At 46.4% G+C, this 16547-nt stretch carries 19 protein-coding genes and 1 pseudogene; all 20 read left to right on the forward strand.

Annotated features, from left to right (window positions below):
* Positions 1–31: 31 nt before the first annotated feature.
* The 20 genes and pseudogenes from mutL to I579_RS05215 all read left to right on the forward strand — a co-directional run bounded on the left by mutL (position 32) and on the right by I579_RS05215 (position 16545).
* Positions 32–2107 (forward strand): DNA mismatch repair endonuclease MutL, encoded by a 2076-nt coding sequence (gene mutL, locus I579_RS05120; protein WP_010754671.1) that lies wholly within the window; start codon positions 32–34, stop codon positions 2105–2107.
* Positions 2107–2661 carry a Maf family protein gene (locus I579_RS05125; RefSeq protein WP_010754670.1) on the forward strand — a complete coding sequence of 185 codons (555 nt, stop codon included), beginning with the start codon at positions 2107–2109 and terminating at the stop codon, positions 2659–2661. The genes mutL and I579_RS05125 overlap by 1 nt, the downstream gene beginning before the upstream one ends.
* 79 nt (positions 2662–2740) lie before the next feature.
* Complete coding sequence (msrB, locus tag I579_RS05130; protein ID WP_010754669.1) at positions 2741–3172, forward strand: peptide-methionine (R)-S-oxide reductase MsrB; 432 nt, start codon at positions 2741–2743, stop codon at positions 3170–3172.
* A gap of 191 nt (positions 3173–3363) precedes the next feature.
* Positions 3364–3963: a Holliday junction branch migration protein RuvA gene (ruvA, locus tag I579_RS05135; protein WP_010754668.1), complete on the forward strand. Its 600-nt coding sequence runs from the start codon at positions 3364–3366 to the stop codon at positions 3961–3963.
* A 30-nt stretch (positions 3964–3993) separates the two neighbouring features.
* On the forward strand, positions 3994–4998 hold the full coding sequence (gene ruvB / locus I579_RS05140) for a Holliday junction branch migration DNA helicase RuvB (protein ID WP_010754667.1): 1005 nt from the start codon (positions 3994–3996) through the stop codon (positions 4996–4998).
* 33 nt (positions 4999–5031) lie between these two features.
* Positions 5032–5610 carry a TetR/AcrR family transcriptional regulator C-terminal domain-containing protein gene (locus I579_RS05145; RefSeq protein ID WP_010754666.1) on the forward strand — a complete coding sequence of 193 codons (579 nt, stop codon included), beginning with the start codon at positions 5032–5034 and terminating at the stop codon, positions 5608–5610.
* On the forward strand, positions 5607–6068 hold the full coding sequence (locus I579_RS05150; protein ID WP_010754665.1) for a low molecular weight protein-tyrosine-phosphatase: 462 nt from the start codon (positions 5607–5609) through the stop codon (positions 6066–6068). Before I579_RS05145 ends, I579_RS05150 begins: the two co-directional genes overlap by 4 nt.
* A 93-nt stretch (positions 6069–6161) precedes the next feature.
* Positions 6162–6542, forward strand: a complete 381-nt coding sequence (locus I579_RS05155; protein ID WP_010754664.1) for a hypothetical protein — start codon at positions 6162–6164, stop codon at positions 6540–6542.
* A 181-nt stretch (positions 6543–6723) separates the two neighbouring features.
* On the forward strand, positions 6724–7665 hold the full coding sequence (gene comGA, locus I579_RS05160; RefSeq protein ID WP_010754663.1) for a competence type IV pilus ATPase ComGA: 942 nt from the start codon (positions 6724–6726) through the stop codon (positions 7663–7665).
* Positions 7586–8659, forward strand: coding sequence for a competence type IV pilus assembly protein ComGB (gene comGB, locus I579_RS05165; RefSeq protein WP_051091757.1), 1074 nt, complete (start codon positions 7586–7588; stop codon positions 8657–8659). The genes comGA and comGB overlap by 80 nt, the downstream gene beginning before the upstream one ends.
* Positions 8660–8671: 12 nt before the next feature.
* The gene (gene comGC, locus I579_RS05170; protein ID WP_010754661.1) at positions 8672–8974 is read left to right on the forward strand and encodes a competence type IV pilus major pilin ComGC; all 303 of its coding nucleotides are present in this window, start codon (positions 8672–8674) and stop codon (positions 8972–8974) included.
* Positions 8955–9437 carry a competence type IV pilus minor pilin ComGD gene (comGD, locus tag I579_RS05175; RefSeq protein ID WP_010754660.1) on the forward strand — a complete coding sequence of 161 codons (483 nt, stop codon included), beginning with the start codon at positions 8955–8957 and terminating at the stop codon, positions 9435–9437. The genes comGC and comGD overlap by 20 nt, the downstream gene beginning before the upstream one ends.
* Positions 9424–9756, forward strand: coding sequence for a hypothetical protein (locus I579_RS12790; protein ID WP_010754659.1), 333 nt, complete (start codon positions 9424–9426; stop codon positions 9754–9756). Before comGD ends, I579_RS12790 begins: the two co-directional genes overlap by 14 nt.
* Complete coding sequence (gene comGF / locus I579_RS05185; protein WP_010754658.1) at positions 9713–10144, forward strand: competence type IV pilus minor pilin ComGF; 432 nt, start codon at positions 9713–9715, stop codon at positions 10142–10144. The genes I579_RS12790 and comGF overlap by 44 nt, the downstream gene beginning before the upstream one ends.
* A complete protein-coding gene (comGG, locus tag I579_RS05190; RefSeq protein WP_010754657.1) occupies positions 10116–10487 on the forward strand; it encodes a competence type IV pilus minor pilin ComGG in 372 nt (123 codons plus the stop codon). Before comGF ends, comGG begins: the two co-directional genes overlap by 29 nt.
* Before the next feature lie 206 nt (positions 10488–10693).
* Positions 10694–11698, forward strand: coding sequence for a class I SAM-dependent methyltransferase (locus I579_RS05195; protein ID WP_010754656.1), 1005 nt, complete (start codon positions 10694–10696; stop codon positions 11696–11698).
* A gap of 39 nt (positions 11699–11737) precedes the next feature.
* Positions 11738–12943, forward strand: coding sequence for an acetate/propionate family kinase (locus I579_RS05200; RefSeq protein ID WP_010754655.1), 1206 nt, complete (start codon positions 11738–11740; stop codon positions 12941–12943).
* 216 nt (positions 12944–13159) lie between these two features.
* A pseudogene (locus I579_RS05205) lies at positions 13160–13897 on the forward strand (class I SAM-dependent methyltransferase).
* Between the two features lie 206 nt (positions 13898–14103).
* Complete coding sequence (locus I579_RS05210) at positions 14104–15594, forward strand: ABC transporter permease/substrate-binding protein (RefSeq protein WP_010754651.1); 1491 nt, start codon at positions 14104–14106, stop codon at positions 15592–15594.
* Complete coding sequence (locus tag I579_RS05215) at positions 15595–16545, forward strand: ABC transporter ATP-binding protein (RefSeq protein WP_010754650.1); 951 nt, start codon at positions 15595–15597, stop codon at positions 16543–16545.
* The last annotated feature ends 2 nt before the right edge of the window (positions 16546–16547 follow it).

Genomic DNA, 16547 nt, shown 5'->3' on the forward strand with positions numbered 1-16547 from the left:
ACAGGGAAAGATCGAGAAAGAAGGCGGGCTAATGGGCAAAATTCAAGAACTATCCGAACGTCTGGCGAACCAAATCGCCGCCGGAGAAGTGGTAGAACGTCCGGCTAGCGTGGTGAAGGAACTGGTGGAAAACGCCATTGATGCCGGTGCCACGCAAATCGACATTGCCATTGAAGAAGCCGGCTTGCGCAAGATTCAAGTTATCGACAATGGTGAAGGCATCGCCGAAGAAGACGTGGTCAATGCCTTTAAACGTCACGCTACCAGTAAGATTCACAATCGTGACGACCTGTTCCGCATTCGCACGTTGGGGTTTCGCGGGGAGGCTTTGCCGAGTATTGCGTCTGTTTCCCACGTGACATTGGAGACGGCGGTGGCGGGCCAGACCAAAGGCATCTTTTTAAAACTAATCGGCGGCAAGGTGGAAGTGCAAGAAGCGGCCCCTTTACGTCAAGGGACGAAGTTAACGGTGGAAAACCTCTTCTTCAATACGCCCGCCCGCTTGAAATACGTGAAAACTTTGCAGACGGAATTGGCCAACATTGGGGATATCGTCAATCGTTTGGCACTAAGCCATCCACAGATTGCTTTTCGTTTGGTTCATGAAGGACATAAGATGCTCAGTACGGCGGGCAATGGCGATTTGAAACAAACCATTGCCGGGATTTTCGGAGTAGCCACTGCCAAAAAGATGCTCCCCATTGAGATTGAAGACTTGGACTTCAAGATTTCCGGTTATGTTTCATTGCCGGAAGTCACCCGAGCTAGCCGTAATTACTTATCCACCATTATTAACGGCCGCTACATTAAAAACTTCGCCTTAAACAAAGCCATCGTCCAAGGCTATGGCTCAAAATTGATGATTGGTCGGTTTCCGATTGCGGTAATCGAAATTACTATGGATCCGTTGTTGGTGGATGTTAACGTGCACCCTACTAAGCAAGAAGTCCGCCTCTCCAAGGAAAAAGAGCTCACTGCTTTATTGGCAGAAGCGATTAAAGAAGCCTTGCAAGAGGAAAACTTGATTCCCAATGCGGCGGATAATTTGGCCTTTAAAAAGCGGCTACCGCGACAAGATCCCGCCGAGCGCCCGGAACAGTTGCAAATTGATTTAGCTGAGTCGGCTCCCGCTCAAAACAAAAGTGATTTGGCTTACGATCGCACCAGTGGTCAGTTTTATGTTCGGGAAAGTTATCCCCAAGATGTGGATAATTCTGTGGACAAGTTTGGGGAAAAGGCTGAGGATAACTCTCCGATTGATTCACAAAAGGCTGATTTTTCTGTCGCGGAATCACCAAAAGAAACTTATCAACAGGATATTTCTGTGGATAAACCATTTGTGAAAGAAGCACTAAAGGACACTTCGGAAACTTATCCACAAGAAATTCAAGAAGAGGAAGAAGTCGAGCGGAATCATCCGGATTTTCATCTGGGGGATAAAGCTGGGGAAAAAATGCTGGCCCAAGCTTTGGCAGAAGAGGCGCAAGAAAGCCAACAACGCTTCCCGGATTTGGAATATTTCGGTCAAATGCACGGCACCTATCTTTTTGCCCAAAGTCAAGCAGGTCTGTACATCGTGGATCAACACGCGGCCCAAGAGCGGATTAAGTACGAGTACTTCCGGGAAAAAATCGGTCAAGTCACCGATGATTTACAAGAACTTTTAGTTCCAATTGTCTTGGAATATCCTAACAGTGACGCGTTGAAACTCAAGGAACAGGCAGAAAATCTGGCCCAAGTAGGGATTCACCTGGAAGATTTTGGCCCTAATAGTTTTATTGTGCGGAATCATCCCACCTGGTATCCCCCTGGGGAAGAAGAAAGCATCATCCGGGAAATGATCGACATGTTGCTGACCACCGGGACGGTTTCGGTGAAGAAATTTCGCGAAGCCACAGCCATCATGATGAGTTGCAAACGCTCGATTAAGGCCAATCATCATTTAAATGAAATGCAGGCTCGCGTCTTGCTACAAGATTTAGCAAAATGCGAGAATCCTTTTAATTGTCCTCATGGGCGGCCGGTTTTGATTCATTTTACGAACAGTGATATGGAAAAGATGTTTAAACGAATACAAGATCCACACCGGACAAAGGAGACGATGTAATGGAAAACGTGATTTTGGCTTCCCAATCCCCTCGGCGAAAGGAACTGCTTCACCATTTAGTGGAAGAGTTTCGGATTATGCCCGCGGATATTGACGAAAGTGTCTTAGCAGGAGAAGACCCGGCGACTTATGTCTTACGCATGGCCCAGGAAAAAGGTGAAAAAATCGCCAAGGATCATCGGGAAGCCCTGGTGATTGCCAGTGACACCATTGTGATTCACGAAGGGCAGATTTTGGGAAAACCGCAAAATCGTGAGGATGCTTTTAAAATGCTGCAACAAATGAGTGGCAAAACCCATCACGTGTATACCGGGGTCGCTTTGCAACAAGGAGAAAAACGCCGGACTGCTTTAACCGAAGCCAGCGTAAGTTTTTATGAACTGACAGAAGCGGAAATCAACCGCTATTTAGATAGTGGGGAATACGCGGATAAGGCTGGAGCATACGGCATTCAAGGCCGGGCCAGTGTCTTTGTAAAAGCCGTCCAAGGGGATTACTACAGTATCGTAGGTTTTCCTGTTGGAGCAGTCAATCAGATGCTAAAAGAGTTTTAAAAACCAAAGCTTTCCAAGCGGCAATTCGCTGCTTTGGAAAGCTTTTTTTGTATAATGAAAGCAGAAAGAAGGGCTGTAGATGAACGATCAAGAAAAGCTAAAAGAAACGTTGTCACCCTTGGCCTATCAAGTCACTCAAGAACAAGGAACGGAAGCACCTTTTTCCGGAGAGTATGATGATTTCTATCAAAAAGGGATTTACGTGGATATCGTCAGTGGGGAACCACTCTTTGCCTCGAAAGATAAATACGATGCCGGTTGTGGCTGGCCGTCCTTCACCAAACCGATTCAGCGGCAGCACATCCAGGAAAAAGCCGATTTTTCCCACGGTATGCATCGGGTAGAAGTCCGCAGTAAAACGGCGGATTCGCATTTGGGTCACGTCTTTTCCGATGGTCCCCAAGCAGCAGGGGGCTTGCGCTATTGTATTAATTCTGCTGCCTTGCGCTTTATCCCTGTGGAAGAGATGGAAGCAGCAGGGTATGGTGAGTATGTGGGGTTGGTGGAGTAGTTGATAACTCTTTTTTGATAAGAATGCTCTGTTGTAAGGCCTGTTTTTAGATGAGTCTTCCGGCAGAGCTTTTTATTAGGGATGGATTGCTAAGAAGAAGCAACCTCTTTGTACGGTTCATGTCCCTCCTAGCTGTCCTGTCTAAATTGTGATACAATGAGGGGAACGTATGTCCAGAAAGGGAAGTCCAAATGTTTGAATATCTCATCGGTCAAGTGACCGATATTACTCCAGCTTATATCGTCTTGGAAAATCAAGGCATTGGTTACGCCATCGCCATGGGCAATCCTTATCGCTACAGTGGTAAGGAAGGCACGGTCAAAGTTTACGTCCACCAAGTGATTCGAGATGATGCCCATCTCTTGTACGGTTTTGAAAAGCGTCAGGACAAAGAACTCTTTTTGAAATTGATCAGTGTTTCTGGGATTGGTCCGAAAAGTGCCTTGGCGATTATGGCCAATGAAGACCACAGTGGCATGGTCACTGCCATTGAAGCGGGAAATATTAACTACTTGGTGAAGTTTCCCGGCGTGGGGAAAAAGACCGCTCAGCAGATGGTCTTGGATTTGCAAGGCAAATTAGGGGTCTTTGTGGAAGGCGACTTATTTGCACCGGTAGAAGAGGAAGCAACCTCTGACAGTGATACGGCGCTAACGGAAGCTCTGGCGGCTTTAGAAGCTTTGGGATACAGTGCTAAAGAGATCAAGCGGGTAGAAAAACCACTGAAGGCCTTGGAGCCTCAGTCCACGGACGAGTATTTACGCTCGGCCTTGAAGTTGTTGATGAAGTAGTATTTCAAGGAAGCAAAGAAAGGAATCGCGATGACAGAAGAACGGATTGTGTCTCCGGATATGACAGATGATAAAGAAGCGGTGTTGGAACGCTCTTTGCGCCCCCGAACATTGGCCCAGTATATCGGCCAAGATAAGGTGAAAGAAGAGTTGACCATTTACATCCAAGCGGCGAAAAATCGGGAAGAAGCCTTGGATCATGTGTTGTTATATGGCCCTCCCGGATTAGGGAAGACGACCATGGCCATGGTGATTGCCAATGAAATGGATGTGGATATTCGCACCACTAGCGGTCCGGCAATTGAAAAACCAGGAGACTTGGTGGCGATTTTAAATGAATTGCAACCGGGGTCCGTGTTGTTTATCGACGAAATTCACCGCCTGCCTCGAGTAGCAGAAGAAATGCTTTACTCGGCCATGGAAGACTTTTTTGTGGATATTATCATCGGGCAAGGGCCTACTGCTCATCCGGTACACTTTCCTTTGCCGCCATTTACTTTGGTAGGGGCAACTACTAGAGCGGGGATGCTCTCGGCACCACTGCGGGATCGGTTTGGCATTATCAGCCATATGGAGTATTATCGAGAAGAGGATTTACAGGAAATCGTGTTGCGCTCGGCGGATATTTTTCAGACGGATATCGTGACAGAAGGGGCGTTAGAGATCGCCCGTCGTTCCCGGGGGACCCCGAGAATTGCCAATCGCTTGTTAAAACGGGTTCGGGATTTTGCCCAAGTACAGGCGGATGGCGTAATCGATCAACGAATCGCCGACAAAGCTTTGGCGCTGTTGCAAGTCGATCATGCAGGACTCGACTATGTGGACCAGAAGCTGATTCGCACGATGATCGAATTATACGGAGGCGGGCCCGTGGGCTTGAGTACTCTTTCGGCGAATATTAGCGAAGAAACCGAGACCGTGGAAGATATGTATGAGCCTTATTTAATCCAAAAGGGCTTTTTGAAACGGACACCTCGCGGACGGATTGCGACTGCTTTGGCCTATGAGCATTTTGGGTATCCCTATCAGTCTTAAGGAAACAATGATTCAATCAAAGGAGGCTTCACTTTGGCAGAAGGAAATCGCACGAAAAAGCAAATTGCCCAAGTACTCCTTCACTTGGTGGCGGAAAAGCCCTTTAGCAAAATTACCGTTCAGGATTTGGCAAAAGGGGCGGGCATTAATCGCCAGACCTTTTATTACCATTTTAATGACAAAAAAGAGTTGCTACGTTGGTTTTATCTACAAGACTCGCTGTGTTTTTTAACTACGGATGAGTTGAGCTTGGAAAACTGGGAAGAGCAGGCGCGCAAAATGCTAGTGGCGATGAAAGCCAATGGGGCCTTTTACCAAGCAACGGTGGCGGATCAACAGGATATTTTAGTACAGGAATTTGTGACGATTACGAGCAAGCTGTTTCACAAACTCTTTGAGACCGTGGATCAAGAGGGATTACTTTCCGAAGCGGACAAGCTTTTTTATGGGCGCTTTTTTAGCTACGGGTGCAGTGGCGTGATGATGGACTGGATTCGGGAAGGGTTTCAGGAGACTCCTTTAGCCATTTCCGCTCAGCTTTTCCGGTTGGCAAAAGACGTGGAGTTTTTCAGTTCTCGTTTGTATCAAACGGAACAGGAGGAGCTGAAATGAAGCGAGTCTTATTTGTTTGTCTAGGAAATATTTGTCGCTCGCCTATGGCAGAAGGTTTGATGCGGGCGTATAGCCAGGAACAAGGAGTGCCCCTAGTAGTGGACTCTGCGGCGACTAGCGCTTGGGAAGTGGGCAATCCGCTACATCCGGGAACAGCCAAAATTTTGCGACAAGCAGGCATTGACATGAGTGGTATGCAAGCTCGCCAGATTCGTCTTGAAGACTGGCAAAAATATGACTACATCATCCCCATGGATCATGATAATCTGACGGATTTAGAGTCCAGTGCCCCGGCAGGTCACAAGGCAAAAGTAGCGACGTATTTAAGTGTCGTACCGGGAAAAGAAGCACAAGACGTGCCGGACCCTTGGTATACCGGAGATTTTAATGAAACCCGAGACTTGCTTCAAGCGGGCTTGCCCTACTGGTTAGCAAAGTTCCGTGATGAGCAAGAGTAACCGCTGTCAAAATGGGCAAGTCAAATTTGTTTTTTGAAGGTAACTCCGATAAAATTAAAAAGAGAAGATCGTTCTTGAAGGAGGGTAGTGGCCATGAGTGAACCAACAGAGAAAAAATCAAAGTTTGGTCCTTTTGGGGAATTTTTGATTAATACCTCCACGGCTTTGTGGGAAGGCTTGCTCAATGAACCGGATCGTTCGACATTGCAAAATCAAGCGATGGCGGAAATGACCCAAGAGTTGCAACTGGCTGCTAGCCAAAAGAGTATCGTGGTTCTACTGGTGGAAAAGCAATACGATCACAGTCGTTACGAGACGATTACGGGCTGGATCGCTGCGAAAGAATTTGGACCTGTAGTTCCAGTGAAGCTCCCGAATGATTTGCTACCATTGCAGATGGTACCTTTGGAGCGAGTCAAAAAAATCAGCGTCTTAGCAAAAGACGGCACAAAGAAAAGTGTTACCCGACCTTGAGTTGACTCAAGGTTTTTTTGTTGCCTTTTTTTTGGGGATTTTCCTTAGGGGTGTGCGCAATAACCAATTTTTATTACGAGGACTAACGGCAGATTTACGAAAATCTTCTGGATAAAACTTTGCTGTATAAGGCGACCTTTCTATTGCAAAGGGCGTAGTTACTTGTATGGAGGGGACGCTCATGGACATTAAAGCTTACTCGGATGATTTGATTTCCTGGGGGAGTCAGCGGCGCATCCAAGACCTGTATATCGAGTCATTTGGGGAGCATTGGCGGATTCAGTTTCGCAAGGGAGATGCCATCATTAAAGAACAGGAGTTGACGGAAGCCGTGGCAACCCAGCTGTTGACCCGGTTTAAGTACCTAGGAGATATGGATGTAGGGGAAACGCGCAAGGTACAGCTGGGAGCGATTCGCTATCCGTTACCGGAGAGACACTGGCGCTTGCGCTTGTCTTTAGTAGGGGATTATCGTTTGCAAGAAAGCATGGTTATCCGTTTTTTGTACCCGATTGCCCAAGAGGAACAGTGCTTTTTACTTCAGGAACAGTATCCGTTGTTAAAGCAAAATATCCAGCGCCGAGGTTTGTATTTGTTTGCGGGAGCGACGGGCTCTGGAAAGACGACGCTGATGTATCGCTTGGCTAAGGAACAGGTGGGACGGGTTTTAACGATTGAGGATCCGGTGGAAATCGAGGAACCCTCCTTTACCCAATTACAAGTGAATCCTACTATTGGTCAAACCTATGACCGTTTGATTCAGCTAGCTCTGCGTCATCGGCCGGATATCTTGATTATCGGGGAAATTCGGGATCGAGAAACGGCTCAAGCGGCGATTCGTGCAGCGTTAACCGGGTGCCGTGTGTTTGCCACGGTGCATGCCAGTAGCATCGCCGCTACCAGAGGCCGGATTCGTGATCTGGTGGGTAGTGAGAGTGAATTGGCCGATAGTTTATTGGGCATTGTCTATCAGCGACTCTTACAGACGAAAACGCAGTTAGGGGCGTTATTGGCATACGAATTTGTCGGCAAGGAGGTGGCTCATGGGAATTGGCAAACCAACTTGGAAAAGCTCTTTTATCAAGGTGAAATCGCGGAAGAGTGTTTTCTTCGGGAAATTTGATGTTAAGAAAAAGCAGTTGCATATCGAGACTTTGGCCAGTTTGCTAGCCAATGGTTTTCGCCTAAGTGAGGCACTTCAGGCCATGAATCGGTCTGGTCATTTTGATTGCGAACGCTTAAAAGAGTTTCACCAAAAGCTCAGTGATGGCCAGTCATTGGCCGCTTGTTTTACTAGCTTTGACCTTTCTGCCCAGGAGCTTTCGGCGGTTCAATTGGCCCAACAACACGGGGATTTAGTGGCGACGTTACAGCACATCGCACAACAGTTGAAACTCGTGGCCAAACAGCGCCAAGAACTACGGAAGAATTTGGCGTATCCCTTATTATTAATCTTTTTTGTCTTGTCCTTATTGATTGGGTTGCGGCAGTTTTTAGTCCCCCAACTATTAGCTTCCGGCATGATGGCCGCAGATCACTGGGGAGTGCGCTTCTTGCAAAAGGGTCCCTTGATTTTATTATTCCTTATGGTGGTCACTACAGGGCTATTCGGGTTTTGTTTTTGGCAATTAGGAAAGTGGGATGCGTTACGTCGAGGGCAGTTTTGGGGAAAAATACCTGGAGTAGGATCGTTGTATCGCTTATTTGTGACTAGTTATTTTGCTTTGGAATGGGGCAAGCTTTTTAAAGAGGGATTGGAGTTGCAACAAATCATCACCTCCATGTTGATCACGGACTCCCGGTCTTTGATGTATGCTTTGGCTCAGGAACTTCACCAGGGCTTGCTTCAGGGACAGACATTACACAATCAGTTAGGTAAGTATCCCTTCTTGACTAGAGAGTTTGCTCAGATTGTTTTTCAAGGGGAAAGCAAGGGACGTTTGGGGGAAGAGTTAGTTATGTACAGTCAGTTAACACGTTCGACTTTCTTTCAGCGCACGGAAAAAATGCTCAATTGGATTCAGCCGGTCGTATTTTTGTTGATTGCGGGCTTGATTGTCAGTTTGTATGCGGCGATGTTTTTACCTTTGTATGACAGTATGGGGGAATTGATGTAAGGGGTGAAGTCCATGAAAAAGCAAGCAAAGAAAAAGAAATATCCAGCTTTTACACTTGTGGAGGTTCTCGTAGTTTTAGTTATCATTTGTGTTTTAGTAATTTTATTTGTTCCAAATGTGGGAAAACAAAAGGAATTAGCGGATAAAAAAAGTAATGAGGCATTGACAACTTTGGTGGAGAATCAAATCAAAATCTATGAACTGGAATTTCCCGAGGAAAAAGGGAGTGCCGTTACCCTGAAACTGTCGCAGATGGAAACATTAGGGTATATCACAAAAGAACAGAGGACGCGCTATGAAGCAACTCTTCCTTAGACGACCTTTTACTGGCTTCACTTTAGTGGAAAGCATAGCGGTTTTATTTGTCATGGGATCTTTTTGTCTGTTGCCCGTTTTAATGGTGGCCGCATGGCAAGAAGAACTTACGGTGCGCCGATTTTTGAATCGCTTTGAGAAGATGGTTTTTGTCTGCCAACAAATCGCCGTAGTAGAGGGTAGAAATACCTCAATCAAAAATGTTGCTCAGCCAGAGCGGATGTTTCTGTTTTATACGGGAAGTGTTGCCAATAATCGACCGCAACCCTATCCAGAAGATAGGTTTGAGGCTTTGGTGATTCCGGGAGTATTAACCGGGGGTAACTCCATCAAGGAGATTAAATTTTTGGCGGAGTCGGGGCACCCCAGCCGCTTGACCACGATAAGATTTGGCTGGCCAAAGCGGGGAATCACCTATACCTATCAGTTTCAATTAGGAGGTGGGCGGTTTGAAAAAGAATAGAGCTTCTTTGGTGTTGGAAAGCTTGGTAGCCTTGGTAGCCTTGGGGATGTTGACCTTGTGCTTGTTAATCTATCAAAAGGCAACCATCGACTTGTTGCAACAAGAACACCAACAATACGAAAAGCTTCGAGGCACTCGGGTTTTGTACGAGGAAGTCCGGGAATATCGGCTCCACGGGGGTGATTTAGAGCGGCAATTAGCCTATGGAGAGGAGCGTTACCATGTGGCTTTTACGCAAGATTTGCGCCAAGTGCAAGTCAGTGGCGCCGACTATAATGTGGCCATCAACTGGCTGTCCCAAAGCTTTCACCTTGATTGAATGTCTGGTAGCCCTAGGCGTTTTGGCTCTAAGCGTGGTTTTGATTTCTCCAATTATGGAGACGAGCCAGACTTTATCCACCAAGCTAGCCCAATATGGTGATCAAGAACTAGAAGTCGCTTTGATTCAGTTGGAATATGAATTATCCGAGCTGGACTTTGCAGAAGTACAGGGAAATACGGTGATTTTTTACGATGAAACTGGTCGAAAAGCGGAGTTTAAAGTGGTGAATCAGACATTTATCAAACGACTGAACAGCGGCTACCATCCTCTTTTAACGAAAGTGAAAAAAATGGTGGTAGAAAAACAGGAATCAAGCATTCTTTTGACCTTTACTTTTTTAGATGGGGGGGTTCGCTGTGGCAAAATCCAGCTGCCAAGCACCTAAAGCCGGCATTATGCTGACGGCTTTAGGACTGTTGCTGATCGTTTCTTTGATTTTTTACCAAGCGTTGGAAAATCGCCAGTTAACGGCAAACCTAGCCACTCGTACCCAGCGCTTGCACCGGGTTAAAGTGATGCGGGAAATGTTTTGGTACAATTACTTGCAAATACCCAAAGAAGTGCGACCGGAATCCGGAGAGGTTTCTTTTGACCAAGGACAGGTAACCTTTTTCTGGGAAGAGTCGACTTTTAAAGTGCGGGTGCTTTGTGAAGAGCGTGCGTACCTGTATCAATATCCTAATTTTACCGAGGAACACCAAGAAAAAAGCGAGGGTGAAATTCCTTAAAAAAAGCAACAGGGAAAAAATTGGACTAGAACAGTTGGCAAGAGCATGATTTTAAATCGTGCTCTCTTTTTTTGGCGCAAAAACGCTGAAAGACTGTTCGTTAATTCACAAAGAAAAACCGGGATATCCGTTGATAAATCAAGGATAATCCGCTAGAATAAGACAGGTATGTAAGTTGTTACAATCATAGAAATCGAGGTGGCACCGTGTTCCCAGAAAAGATCGAGAAAGCGTTTGGTTTGCATCTGGAAGCGATTCAGTTGCTACAAAATGCCTTGAAGACCTCTTTTATTGAAGCGTATATTGAAAACGTGGAAAATGTTTTGGATGAGTATCAGGTGCGAGTGATGGATGGACAACCAGACGAAGTCACCACCAAACGAATTGAGGGCTTGTATGAAGCGCTTCAGGAGATTTCCTTAGCGCCGGAAGAGATTCGGAAATTATCCCAATTATTGCTTTTAAAAGGGAGTAAGTCCGAACCGTTACAACCCAATCACCAGCTGACCCCTGATGGTATCGGCTTTTTGTTTGTATACTTGTTGGAACAATTTTTTCCAGCTGATAAAGCATTGACGCTTTTTGATCCTGCAGTGGGCATGGGCAATTTGCTCTTGACCGCCTTGACGAATTTACGTCTGGCAAAACGCAGTGCCAAAGGCTTTGGTGTGGATATCGACGAAACCCTTTTGGCGGTGGCGGCAGCGGACACCCAATGGACGCAAAGTGACGTGACCTTGTTCCATCAGGATGCATTGCAAGATTTATTGCTTGATCCCGTGGACGCCGTTTTGAGTGATTTGCCAGTGGGCTATTATCCTCAAGATGAACAAGCCCAAAACTTCCTAACTGGAGTTGCAGAAGGGCACAGTTACGCCCATCACTTGTTGATTGAACAAGGAATGAAGTACACGAAGGAAAACGGCTTTGGCCTCTTTCTTTTACCGGCTAATTTCTTGGAGAGTGAACAAGGCCCACAGCTGAAAAAACTCTTTACCGAAAAAATGTATTTACAAGGAATTATCCAATTGCCCGATGAACTATTCTTAAGCAAAGCTTCGCAAAAGAGCATCATCCTCGTGCAAAATCATGGCGAAAAAAGCCAGCAAGTACCGGAAGTCCTAGTGGCTAAACTGGCCACCTTAAAAGATCCAGTGAAAATCACTGAATTCTTTACCCAATTCGAAGACTGGAAAGCTTCGAACCTTTAATGCTACTGTTACCCAAACTATTTTTGAAGGAGACTGAACATGAGTAAGACAATCGCAATCAACGCCGGAAGCTCTAGCTTAAAATGGCAATTATACCAAATGCCCTCCGAAACCGTAATCGCTAAAGGAATCGTGGAACGAATCGGTTTGGCTGATTCCATCTTTACGATCAAATATGGTGTGGACCAAAAAGAAGAAAAAATCCTCGACATTCCAGATCATGAAGTGGCTGTTCAAATGTTGTTGGACGATTTGATTGAATTGCAAATCATTCAAAGCTACGATGAAATCACAGGAGTTGGGCACCGGGTTGTAGCCGGTGGGGAATACTTCAAGGATTCCACGATTATCACCGACGATGTGTTGGCAAAAATCGAAGAACTAGCAGAACTAGCACCACTTCACAACCCAGCAAATGCGATGGGGATTAAAGCGTTCAAACACATTTTGCCAAACATCATCTCTGTGGCAGTTTTTGATACTTCCTTCCACACAACGATGCCAGCGGTAAACTACATGTACAGCATTCCAAAAGAATACTATCAAAAACACGGGGCACGGAAATACGGCGCTCACGGTACTAGCCATCGTTTCGTTTCGGAACGGGCCATTGAATTCTTAGGCAAACCAGCCGAAGAAACAAAAATCATCACTTGCCATATCGGGAATGGTGCTTCTATTACCGCGGTCAAAGGTGGTCAATCCGTTGATACTTCCATGGGCTTCACACCACTTGCTGGGGTTACCATGGGAACTCGTTCTGGGGATATCGATGCTTCTTTGATTCCTTACTTAATGCGTAAAGAAGGCATTGAAGATGTGAATGATTTCATCGACATCTTGAACAAAAAATCTGGGATTCTTGGTTTGACTGGGATTTCTAGCGACATGCGGGACATCCAAAAAGCTGCGGCTAGCCACAATGAGGATGCTTTGTTGACAATCCAAATTTATGCAGACCGCATCCGTAAATACATCGCCCAATACATCTCTGTGATGAACGGCGTAGATGCCATCGTCTTCACTGCCGGTGTTGGGGAAAATGCGGCTTACATCCGGGAAGCTGTTTTGGAACCAATGTCTTGGTTCGGTATTAAATTGAACAAAACTGTGAACAACTTGATTCATGGGGAAGAAGCCGAAATCACAGCACCAGATTCTAAAGTGAAAGTCTTCGTTATTCCGACTGATGAAGAATTGGTTATTGCCCGGGACGTTCAACGTTTGGGCCAAAAATTGAACTAAAAGAAAATCTTAGAGAGTGGGGAACAAAACCGTTCCTCACTCTCTTTTTACTTAAGGAAGTGGACAGCGTCAAGTCCGGGCTTTACAATAAGGCCAAGGAACGATTGTCGAGAGTAATGGGAGAAAGTGTGAGGCTGGCTCTTTTAGTAAGGGACATCACGCTTGGGGCGAAAATAAAAAAGCACGGGGAACTAAAGGGGACTAAAAGGAGTAACCATGAAAGAAAATCAATACGATCAAACAGAGTTTTTTGAAAAATACCGCCAGTTTCCTCGGTCGGTGGCAGGTTTGCAAGCGGCCGGGGAGTGGCATGAATTGCGCAAACTATTGCCGGACTTTACTGATAAGCGAGTTTTGGATATCGGCTGTGGCTTTGGCTAGCATTGCCGGTACGCCGCAGAAGAAGGGGCGCGACAAGTCTTAGGCATCGACATTTCTAAAAAGATGCTGGCCGTGGCGCAAGAACAGACTTCTTTTGAGAATGTGAGCTATCGCCAGTTGGCCATGGAGGATATGGACTTTGCTCCAGATTCATTTGATGTGGTGTTGAGTTCTTTGGCCTTTCATTACACGCCGAATTTCCAAGAGGTTTGCGAACAGGTTTTCAAAAGTTTGAGTGCCAAAGGAAGTTTTGTCTTTTCCGTGGAGCATCCGGTATTTACGGCGGAAGGACGCCAAGATTGGCTTTATGACGAAGCGGGGAAACCTGAGCTGTGGCCGGTGGATCATTATTTTACGGAAGGGAAACGTCAGGCGAATTTCCTTGGGTCACAAGTGACCAAGTATCATCGCACTCTGACCACGTATCTCAATACGTTATTGACTGTTGGCTTTACGCTAGAAGCGGTGGTAGAGCCCCAGCCGGAACCGCGGCTTTTAGCGGAAGTGCCGGGTATGGCTGACGAACTCCGCCGGCCGATGATGCTGTTAGTTAAGGCGGTTAAAGCAGTATAACGGAGTTTTATAGTTATGAAAGATGCAAAGCCCAAGGAATTTTCCTTGGGCTTTTTTGTCAAAAATGTGTCTGAAAACGTCGGGATTTCTCAATTATTTGCCGGGTTTCTGGGCTTTCGCTATACTAAAAGTATTATCTAGTGAAAATCGAGGGGATTCCATGAAAGAGATCGTAGCGACTTTTAAATGAGCGGAAAGCAGATTTATTGCAAGCGATATTTGAACATTTGGCCATTTCATTAAGTGCTTTATTGATTGCTATTTTGATTGCAGTTCCTTGTGCTATTTTGTTGAGCAAACGCCAGAAAATCGCAGAAGTGGTCTTGCAGTTTACCAGTGTTTTGCAGACTATCCCGTCCTTGGCGCTGCTAGGGCTCTTGATTCCTTTTGTGGGAATCGGCACTACACCGGCGTTGATTGCTCTGGTGATTTATGCCCTCTTGCCGATTTTTCAAAATACCTACATCGGTTTATCGGAAATCGATCCCTCCATCGAAGAAGCGGCGGAGGCTTTTGGCATGTCTCGCATGCGCAAGCTTTTGAAGGTGGAAGTGCCCATGGCTATGCCCATGATTGTCTCAGGGATTCGCACGGCTTTGGTCTTAATCATCGGTACGGCGACTTTGGCGGCTTTGATTGGGGCCGGGGGCTTAGGGACTTTTATCCTACTGGGGATTGATCGCAATGACCCCAGCCTGACTTTGATTGGGGCGATTTGCTCGGCGTTATTGGCCTTGATTTTCAGTGGCTTGATTCGGTTCTTGCAAAAGCGCAGTTGGAAGGTCAGTCTGGCGGCTTTAGGAATCATTTTTCTGGGGATCGGCGGAGTGTATGCCGCCCAGCAGACTACTTTGACCAAAGAAACCATTACGATTGCCGGGAAATTAGGATCGGAGCCGGATATTTTGATCAATATGTGCAAGGAAGTCATCGAGGCCAATGACGAGCAAGTGACCGTGACTTTAAAACCGAATTTCGGCAAGACGAGCTTTTTGTTTAGCGCTTTGAAGAGCCAGCAAATCGATCTCTATCCGGAATTTACTGGGACAGTTTTGGAAAGCCTCGTGAAGGTGCCTGCAGCCGAAGATCAGATTCACTCCCCGGAGAAGACGTATCAGCTGGCCAATGAACTACTAGGGGAACAATTTGATATGGAACTTTTGGAACCGATGAGTTATCAAAATACGTACGCTGTAGCCATGAAGCGCAGCGTTGCCGAGGAAAAGGGCATTACCAAGATTTCGGATTTAGTGGCCCATCAAGGAGAGTTACGGGCGGGCTTCACTTTGGAATTTATCGACCGGGAAGATGGCTACAAGGGGATGCAGAAAAAATACGGCTTAAAGCTTGGCTCGGTGCAAAGTATGGAACCGGCACTGCGCTACCAAGCGATTCAAAACGGGGATGTAGATGTGATCGATGCGTATTCCACGGACAGTGAGATTAAACAATACGACTTGGTAACGTTGGAAGATGACCGACAGCTCTTCCCACCTTATCAAGGAGCGCCTTTGTTGCGAGGGGACTTTGCTAAAGAGCATCCTCGGGTTGTGGAGGCTTTGAATCTTTTGGCGGGAAAAATCATCGAAGAGCAAATGATCGAGATGAATTACTTGGTCAATGTGGAGAAACAACAACCGGCAGACGTGGCTCATGATTTCTTGGTCAAGGAAAAAATCATCCAGGAGGGAAACTAAATGACGGCAATTATTGAATTCAAGCAAGTCACCAAACGCTTTGAGACGCAAACCGTCTTACAGGAGTTAAACCTCAGGATTGAAGAAGGGGAGATTTTCGTCATTGTGGGTCCATCCGGCAGTGGCAAGACCACTTCGCTGAAGATGATCAATGGCTTAATCGAGCCGACGGAAGGCAATATCTACTTCAAAGACAAGCGGATTAAAGATTACAATTTACAAAAATTGCGTTGGCAAATGGGCTATGTGCTCCAGCAAATCGCCTTGTTTCCCACCATGTCGGTGAAGGAAAATATCGAAGTGATTCCGGAGATGCTCGGGTGGAAGAAAGAACGCCGAGAAGCTCGGGTGGATGAACTGTTACGGGAGGTAGACTTGGATCCGGAGCAATACCGGGATCGGATGCCAGGGGAACTCTCCGGAGGGCAACAGCAACGCATCGGCATCGTTCGGGCACTGGCGGCAGAACCGGACATCATGCTAATGGACGAACCCTTTAGCGCTTTAGACCCCCTTTCTCGGACGAGTCTGCAAGATTTGGTCTTGACCTTACATGAAAAATTAGGCAACACCATCATTTTTGTCACCCATAATATGAAAGAAGCCCTTAAACTAGGAGATCGCATTGCGGTGATGCAAGAGGGGCGAATTTTGCAATGTGATACTCCGGAAGTGATTCAAACGCAACCAAAAGACAGCTTTGTCCGAGCCTTTTTTGACGAGGCCAAAGAAGGTTACGAAACCCAAACGGTAGCACAACTCTATGCCGGGGGCTTTTTCCAAAAAGCGGTGGCAGAAGAGCTGCCCCGTGTAAGGCTAAATGCAGGGTTGCCGGAGTTGTTTGCTTTGATGACGACCCATGCCGAAGTGGCCCTAGAAGATGAGGCAGGCAAAGTAGTCGGGAAGGTCACTTCAGCAGATGTGTTTCGCTTTTTAAGTCGGGAGGAATGAAC

The organism is Enterococcus asini ATCC 700915 (genome assembly GCF_000407365.1).
In the GTDB taxonomy this organism is placed as follows: domain Bacteria; phylum Bacillota; class Bacilli; order Lactobacillales; family Enterococcaceae; genus Enterococcus_C; species Enterococcus_C asini.